The organism is Neobacillus rhizosphaerae, assembly GCF_050477885.1.
GTDB classification, from domain to species: Bacteria; Bacillota; Bacilli; order Bacillales; family Cytobacillaceae; genus Neobacillus; species Neobacillus rhizosphaerae_A.
The window spans coordinates 24,226-31,987 of record NZ_JBCNAC010000043.1 but is presented as its reverse complement, the minus strand read 5'-3'; the positions used below and the strand labels follow the sequence as shown (position 1 = coordinate 31,987).

At 39.0% G+C, this 7,762-nt stretch carries 8 protein-coding genes; all 8 read left to right on the top strand.

The window, feature by feature from the left end; translation table 11 throughout:
* Positions 1–183 precede the first annotated feature (183 nt).
* The 8 genes from ABES03_RS05945 (at position 184) to ABES03_RS05910 (ending at position 7,754) form a co-directional block, all read left to right on the top strand.
* Positions 184–1,392 carry an acyl-CoA dehydrogenase gene (locus ABES03_RS05945; RefSeq protein WP_430116043.1) on the top strand — a complete coding sequence of 403 codons (1,209 nt, stop codon included), beginning with the start codon at positions 184–186 and terminating at the stop codon, positions 1,390–1,392.
* Between the two features lie 49 nt (positions 1,393–1,441).
* Positions 1,442–2,194, top strand: coding sequence for an SDR family NAD(P)-dependent oxidoreductase (locus ABES03_RS05940; RefSeq protein ID WP_430116040.1), 753 nt, complete (start codon positions 1,442–1,444; stop codon positions 2,192–2,194).
* Between the two features lie 31 nt (positions 2,195–2,225).
* Positions 2,226–3,836 (top strand): long-chain-fatty-acid--CoA ligase, encoded by a 1,611-nt coding sequence (locus tag ABES03_RS05935; protein ID WP_430116038.1) that lies wholly within the window; start codon positions 2,226–2,228, stop codon positions 3,834–3,836.
* A gap of 123 nt (positions 3,837–3,959) precedes the next feature.
* Complete coding sequence (locus ABES03_RS05930; RefSeq protein WP_430116036.1) at positions 3,960–4,526, top strand: TetR/AcrR family transcriptional regulator; 567 nt, start codon at positions 3,960–3,962, stop codon at positions 4,524–4,526.
* A 123-nt stretch (positions 4,527–4,649) separates the two neighbouring features.
* Positions 4,650–5,051: an acyl-CoA thioesterase gene (locus ABES03_RS05925; RefSeq protein ID WP_430116046.1), complete on the top strand. Its 402-nt coding sequence runs from the start codon at positions 4,650–4,652 to the stop codon at positions 5,049–5,051.
* 55 nt (positions 5,052–5,106) lie between these two features.
* Complete coding sequence (locus tag ABES03_RS05920) at positions 5,107–6,183, top strand: phosphotransferase family protein (protein WP_430116034.1); 1,077 nt, start codon at positions 5,107–5,109, stop codon at positions 6,181–6,183.
* A gap of 17 nt (positions 6,184–6,200) precedes the next feature.
* Positions 6,201–6,935 carry a 2-phosphosulfolactate phosphatase gene (locus tag ABES03_RS05915; protein ID WP_430116032.1) on the top strand — a complete coding sequence of 245 codons (735 nt, stop codon included), beginning with the start codon at positions 6,201–6,203 and terminating at the stop codon, positions 6,933–6,935.
* 48 nt (positions 6,936–6,983) lie between these two features.
* Entirely contained in the window at positions 6,984–7,754 is a 771-nt protein-coding gene (locus ABES03_RS05910; protein ID WP_430116030.1) for an SDR family NAD(P)-dependent oxidoreductase, read from the top strand.
* Positions 7,755–7,762: the final 8 nt, after the last annotated feature.

The window sequence follows — 7,762 nt, the reverse complement described above, 5'->3', positions numbered from 1 at the left end:
GGAGCGGAAATCAACAGCCAAGTTCAACAGAGCTTTTTTTTAAAAACAAGACTATTAAAAGGATTTTATACGTATAGTAAATTTATTAGAATATTTAGAAAAGAATTTGAATATTTAAGTTTTAGGAGTATAATTAAACTTATAACATACTAACTGGTTAGTATGAAAAAGGGAGTGGAGAGATTGGATTTTTCATATTCTCAAAAGGTTAAAGATCTGCAAGAAAAGTTAACAGCATTCATGGGGGCTTATGTTTACCCAAATGAATCCGTTTACGAGCAGCAATTAAATGAACAGGAAAGCCGTTGGAGTGCTGTTCCGCCAATCATGGAGGCGCTAAAGGAAAAGGCAAAAGCAGAGGGTTTATGGAATTTATTTTTACCTGAAAGTGAATATGGTGCAGGTTTAACCAATTTGGAATATGCTCCTCTTTGCGAAATAATGGGACGTTCATTAATTGGACCAGAAGTGTTTAATTGTAGTGCACCTGATACGGGTAATATGGAAGTAATTGTTCGTTATGGCAAGGAACAGCATAAGGAAGAATGGCTGAAGCCACTGCTGGCAGGGGAAATTAGGTCATGTTTCTCGATGACAGAACCAGCGGTTGCCTCCTCTGATGCGACTAACATTGAAGCACGAATTGAACGCGACGGTGATGAATACGTCATAAATGGACGAAAATGGTGGTCATCTGGTGCCGGTGATCCCCGCTGTAAAATTGCGATTGTTATGGGAAAAACAGATCCTAATGCTAACCGTCATGAACAACAATCTATGATTCTAGTTCCTCTTGATTCCCCTGGGGTAAAGATTGAACGGATGCTGCCAGTGTTTGGGTACGATCATGCTCCACATGGACATGGTGAGATTACGTATGAAAATGTAAGAGTTCCAGCCGACAATATTCTTTGGGGAGAAGGAAAAGGATTTGCTATAGCTCAGGGTAGACTAGGTCCAGGTAGAATTCATCACTGCATGAGATTAATTGGTGCTGCTGAGCGAGCACTTGAAGAATTGTGTAAGCGTGTTCAAAGTCGAACCGCTTTTGGAAAGCCACTTTCCCGACAAGGAGTAATTGGGGAGTGGATTGCTGATTCTAGGATTGAAATTGAACAAGCTAGGTTACTAACTTTAAAAGCTGCTTACATGATGGATACTGTAGGTAATAAAGAAGCAAAAACAGAAATTGCCATGATTAAGGTCGTTGCGCCATCTATGGCATTGCGTGTGCTTGACCGTGCAATTCAAGCATTAGGTGCGGCAGGGGTATCTAATGATTTTACATTAGCGGCTCAATGGGCAAATGCAAGGACACTGAGGTTGGCTGACGGACCTGATGAAGTTCATCGTGCTCAGTTGGCAAAGCTCGAACTACGAAAATATCAATAAACAGGATTGCTAATTTGTGAACTAGATAGATAGAGAAGGGCTGGTACCTATGAGATTAAATAAAAAGATTGCAATTATAACAGGCGGCGGAAGCGGCATCGGACGTGCAACCGCCGTCCGTTTTTCCAAAGAAGGAGCGAAGGTTGCGGTAGCAGACATTAATCCTATCATTGGTGAAGAGACCGTAAGTCTTATAAAAGAGGACGGGGGAGAGGCTATTTTTGTTAAAACAGACGTAGCCGATTCAGAACAAATTAAGGAGCTAATTCAGATTACATCCAATACATTTGGTGGCTTACATATTATGTTCAACAATGCGGGTATTGGTAATTCCGAGGTACGGAGTGTTGATTTGGCAGAAGAAGAATGGGACCGAGTAGTTGATATTAACTTGAAAGGCGTATTCCTTGGGATTAAATATGCTGTCCCAGAGATATCAAAATCAGGTGGAGGTTCAATTATTAATACTTCTAGTTTACTTGGACTTAAGGGTCAAAAGTATATGTCTGCTTACAATGCCTCTAAAGCAGGAGTAGTTGTACTGACAAAAAACGCTGCACTTGAGTATGGAAAATACAATATTAGGGTGAATGCGATTGCTCCAGGAGTGATTGATACAAAAATAATTGAAGGCTGGAGACAGAATGAGCGTAAGTGGCCAATCATATCTCGTGCCAATGCACTTGGAAGAATTGGAACACCAGATGAGGTAGCAAATGCTGTTTTATTCTTAGCATCAGATGAGGCCTCATTTATTACAGGATCCACTCTTTCAGTTGACGGCGGAGGACTTACGTTTTAATTATATACGATTACCAAATGGAGGGGAACGGATGAGCGAGAACAAAGCCTGGTTGGCACATTATCCTGACACAATAGAGAAAAATATTACCATTCCGAATAAACCAATGGGACAAATTCTTCATGAAACAGCCTCAAAATTCCCTAACAATTTTGCCCTATCTTTTTATGGAAAAAAGTTCACCTATGGTCAACTGCAAGCCTTAGCCCATGCTTTTACCTCAGCACTTCAACAAAATAAGGTTCAAAAAGGCGACCGGGTGGCGATTATGCTTCCTAACTGCCCGCAATATGTCATTTCCTATTATGGAATTCTTAATGCTGGGGGAATTGTAACCCAGGTGAATCCTATGTCAGTTGAACGGGAACTTGAGTATATCCTAAATGATTCAGGTACTGAAACTATTGTGGTTCTTGATGCATTTTATCCAAGGGTGAAAAGTGTTCAATCTCAAACAAGTTTGAAGAATATTATTGTTGTTAGCTTACAGTCCTCAGGACAAAACTTTGCTCCGGATAGGAGCTTTGAAAACTTCCTAACAGAAGGTAACGGGAATGTGGTCCCAATTGAATTTGAACCAGAACATGATGTAGCAGTTCTTCAATATACTGGAGGCACTACAGGTCGGTCTAAGGGTGCTATGCTGACCCACCGAAACGTGTTAGCTAATGTGATCCAGTGTTATGAATTTTTTAAACATGATTTGGTAGATGGTAAGGAAAAATGCCTAACAGTAATTCCGCTCTTCCATGTATTTGGAATGAGTTCTTGCATGAATCTTTCTATATACACAGCAGGAGAATCAATAATGCTTCCTCGTTTTGATTTAGAAGAAGTCCTTAATACGATAAAAAATGAACAGCCTACAATGTTTCCTGGTGTTCCAACCATGTATGTCGCTATTACAAGCCATCCTCGGGCAGAGGAATACGGAATTAATAGTATTCGTACGTGCAATAGCGGCAGTGCACCAATGCCAGTGGAGCTACTCCGTAGTTTTGAAAGAAAAACAGGTTCAAAGATTTTAGAAGGATATGGTCTGTCTGAAGCTTCACCAACTACACATTGTAATCCTCCATTTGCAGAGAGGAAACCTGGAAGTGTAGGTATAGGAATGCCTTCTACAGAGTATAAGATTGTCGATTTAGCAACTGGTAAGGAAGAGGTACCTATAGGTGAACTAGGGGAAGTCATCATTAAAGGTCCGCAAATTATGAAGGGCTATTGGAATATGCCTGAAGAAACTGCTAATACATTACGGGATGGTTGGCTTTATACAGGGGATATTGCTAAGGTGGATGAAGATGGATATTTATACATCGTCGATCGAAAAAAGGATATGATTATTGCCAGTGGCTTCAATATTTATCCTCGCGACATCGAAGAGATGTTATATGAACATCCTGCTGTTCAAGAAGCTGTTTGCATTGGTGTTCCTGACCCATACAGGGGAGAAGATGTGAAGGCAGTTATTGTCTTGAAGGCTGGTAAAGCAGCAACTGAAGAAGACATAATTCAATACTGTAGGCAGAATCTTGCAGCATATAAGGTGCCTCGTTTGGTTGAATTTCGTGATCAATTACCTAAAACGGGAGTGGGGAAAATCCTTCGCCGTGCCTTGAGAGACGAAGTCAAACAATAGATGAGGTTATTTTAAGAGAGTGGAAAGCAAAATGGACAAATATTTATTCATACGTTAAAGGAGCGTTCGATAGTATGGTATAATTTCAATTAGACATTTTTTACAGATTGCGGGGACAGAACGGTGAAGGAAAAAATCACAGGACAAAGCATCCAGTTATTTGAAAAGAAGGGTTTTAGTGAAACCTCGATTCAGGATATTGTGGATTCTCTAGGTGTAACAAAGGGGACTTTTTACTATTACTTTTCAAGTAAAGAGGAACTGCTCATGGACATACATTTAGGGTATATTAATGAGCTGCTTGTCCACCAGGAACAAATATTAAATGATACATCAAAAAACTGTAAACAAAAACTATTTGAGATTGTGAATATGCTTATAACGAATATTCAACGGCAAGGAGCTGCAGCAAAGATTTTCTTTAGAGAAATGAAAAATCTTAGCTCAGAGCGTCTGGCGTTGATTGTCCCTAAACGGGATCAATTTCGTTTAAATATTGAAGCACTTATTAATAATGGCATTTCCAAAAAGGAGTTTCGACAGGATCTAAATGCACGCATTGTTACTATGGGAATTCTAGGTATTACCAATTGGAGCTATCAATGGTTTAATCCAAATGGCATGGTCTCTGATAATGAAGTTGCAGAAATTTTTGTCGAAATGATTTTAAAGGGAATTCAAGAAAATTGAAGAAAAAGTGAGAGTGGGTAAATTGAAATTACATACCCCCTCTTTTTTTAAAACAAAAATACCAACCGGTTAGTATTAAGTGTATTTAGATATACATTGTTGAGTGAGGTGGATACCATTGTGATGCATGAAATACGGGTATATGTAAGATTCGGGGAAACTGATGCGTTGGGTCATATTAACAATACAAGTTACTTCATTTATTTGGAGGAAGCACGGATCCGCTTTATTGAGTCATTAGGTTATAAGATGGATATTGGGAATTGGAATTTTATTCTCGCGTCAACCAAATGCGATTTTATTAGTCAAGGCTATTTTGATCAAAACCTCTTGATTAAAACGTATGTGTCAAATATAGGGAACAAGAGTTTTCAATTAGAACATGATATTATTTGTTCTAAAACAAACCAAATTGTAGCTAAGGGAAATGCAATCATGGTTTACTTTGACTTTGAAAAACAAAAAAGTGAACCTCTGCCTGACTTGTTAAAAGAAGAACTTCAAAGCTTTTTTGTTCATTCTTAGATATGACATTTTAACTTAAAGAGACTGAATTTTCGAAATTGAGAGGAGGAATCATATGCCGCGCCAAATGAATAAAGATACAATTCCTGTTCGAACGGGAGAAGAATTGAATTTAATTGTATTGGAAAAGTTCTTACGAGAAACGATTGATACGTTGCCAGCGGGTCCACTTGAAATTTTACAATTCTCTGCTGGTCATTCGAATTTAACCTATCAATTAAAAATGGGTGAGTGGGAAGCGGTGTTAAGACGGCCTCCGCTTGGACCAGTTGCTCCAAAGGCTCATGATATGGAAAGGGAATATAAAATACTTTCCGAATTAAATCCAATTTTTCCTGTGGCGCCAAAGCCAATCCTTTTTTCAGAAAACCTTGAAATTGTAGGAAGCCCATTTTTCCTCATGGAAAGAAAAAATGGTACCGTGATAGATACATCATTCCCAGAGGGTACTCAAGTAACTAAAGAACTTTGTCGCCACCTTTCTGAAGTTATGGTCGAAAAATTGGTAGAACTACATGCCATTGACTACAAACAAACAGGTCTATCATTAATTAGCAAGCCTCAGGGCTTTATGGAAAGACAGGTGCATGGGTGGATCAGCAGGTATGAAAGGGCAAAAACAGATGAAATCGCTTCTGTGGAAACCTTGAAAAAATGGCTTATAGACCATATTCCAAAAGAGCACGAATCCACGATCATTCATTATGATTATAAATTTAACAATGCCATGTTTAATGAACAATTTACAGACATGGTTGGATTATTTGATTGGGAGATGACTACAGTTGGTGACCCGTTGGCAGACCTTGGCGTTGCTATGGGTTATTGGAACCAAAGCGATGATTCCAATCTCATAATTAAAGGATTAGGAAGGGAACCTGTTACGGCAGTTTATGATGGATTTTTAACCAGAAACCAATTTATTGAACTTTACGCCAAAAAAAGCGGACGCGATATCTCCAACTTTAATTTCTATTTGACCTTTGCTTACTTTAAGCTGGCTGTGATAGGACAACAAATCTATTATCGCTTTAAAAAAGGCCAAACAACTGATATGCGTTTTGCTAACTTTAACCATTTTGTAAAAAATCTCATCCTCCACGCAGCGCATGTGGCTGATGAAAAGCTTTAAAGGGGAGCTGAAATGGCATGACAAAAGTTCACCTTCTCATGAAGAAAGAAGATATTAATGAAGAGAAATTAGCAGAAGGAAATAAAATTGCAGTTGTTTTAGATGTACTTTTGGCAACTTCAACAATCGTTTCCGCATTAAAAGATGGTGCGAAGGAAGTCATACCCGTTTTAAACAGCAATGAAGCCTTAGAACTAGCAAGAAGGTATAGACAAGATGAATATGTTCTAGCAGGTGAGCTGGACGCAAAGCCCATTGAAGGGTTTGTTTATCCAAGTCCAACCTTAATTGGTGAAACCATCAATGGAAAGGCATTAATATTATCTACTACAAATGGAACTGTTGCATTAAGGAAATCACTATTGGCGGATAAAATATATATCGCCTCAATATTAAATAATCCTGCTGTCGCCATCGCTGTTCAAAAATGTAAAGAGGAGCAAACCATTCTTGTTATTTGTTCAGGAAATTCAGGAGAAACCAGCATGGAGGATTTTTATGGGGCTGGACATTTTATTGATTGCTTGTTGAAAAATGGTAGTTATGACTTAACAGATGCAGCCAAGACGGCTTTGTATTTCTATCGGGGCCAGGAAGATTCCTATGAAATATTATTAGATTCTTATGTTGGTAAACTCCTAGAAAAGTATAATCAACAGGCTGACTTGATGTTGGCGGCATCAAAAGGAATCACTTCGATTGTTCCCGTATTAAAGGATGGAAAAGTAGTAATCGAATCCATCTTAGTATGAAGATAACTTCAGTACTGAGGGAAATATTTTTTATGAGGGGCGTGGAAGATGAGGTTTTTGCAAACAATTGCTGTAGTAACTGGGGCTGGCAGTGGAATTGGAAGAGCTGCTGCCATTCGCCTTGCAAATGAAGGAGCAAAGGTAATCTTAGTAGGAAGAACAAGGAAAAAACTAGAGGAAACAGCAGAAGAAATCAATCGAATGAATAAGATTCCGATGGCAGAAATCTTCACAGCTGACTGCACAGATGTAGAAGATATAGCTGAATTAGCAGAATATGTTCAACAGCATTATGGTGACCTTCATGTGCTCGTAAACAATGCCGGTGGATCAAGACATACTAAAATTTTGGAGATTACGGAACAAGAATGGGACTATGTGCAGGAAGTGAATTTGAAAAGTGTATTTTTAGTTTCAAAGGCGCTAGGAAAAATCATGATAGAAGGGGCACAGCGTGAAGAACGAAGCCGAGCAATTGTCAACGTAGCCTCGTTGTCAGGGCACCAGGCAGGTGCAGAAATTCCTCATTATAGTGCAGCTAAAGCGGGGGTCATTAATTTCACACGATCCCTTGCTTTAGAATTTGCACCTTTTGGCATTCGAGTCAATTCTGTCTCACCCGGATTTGTTGAAACTCCACTAACAGAAAAAGGCTTAAAAAATGATCGATTCGTAAGAGCAATACAAAGAAACACAGCTTTACAGCGTGTGGGTAATCCTGAAGAAATTGCCAGTGTCATCGCTTTTGCGGCATCACCTGAAGCATCCTATATGACAGGAGCTGATCTTTTAGTTGACGGAGGTTGGCTCATTAAATAAACGTGATA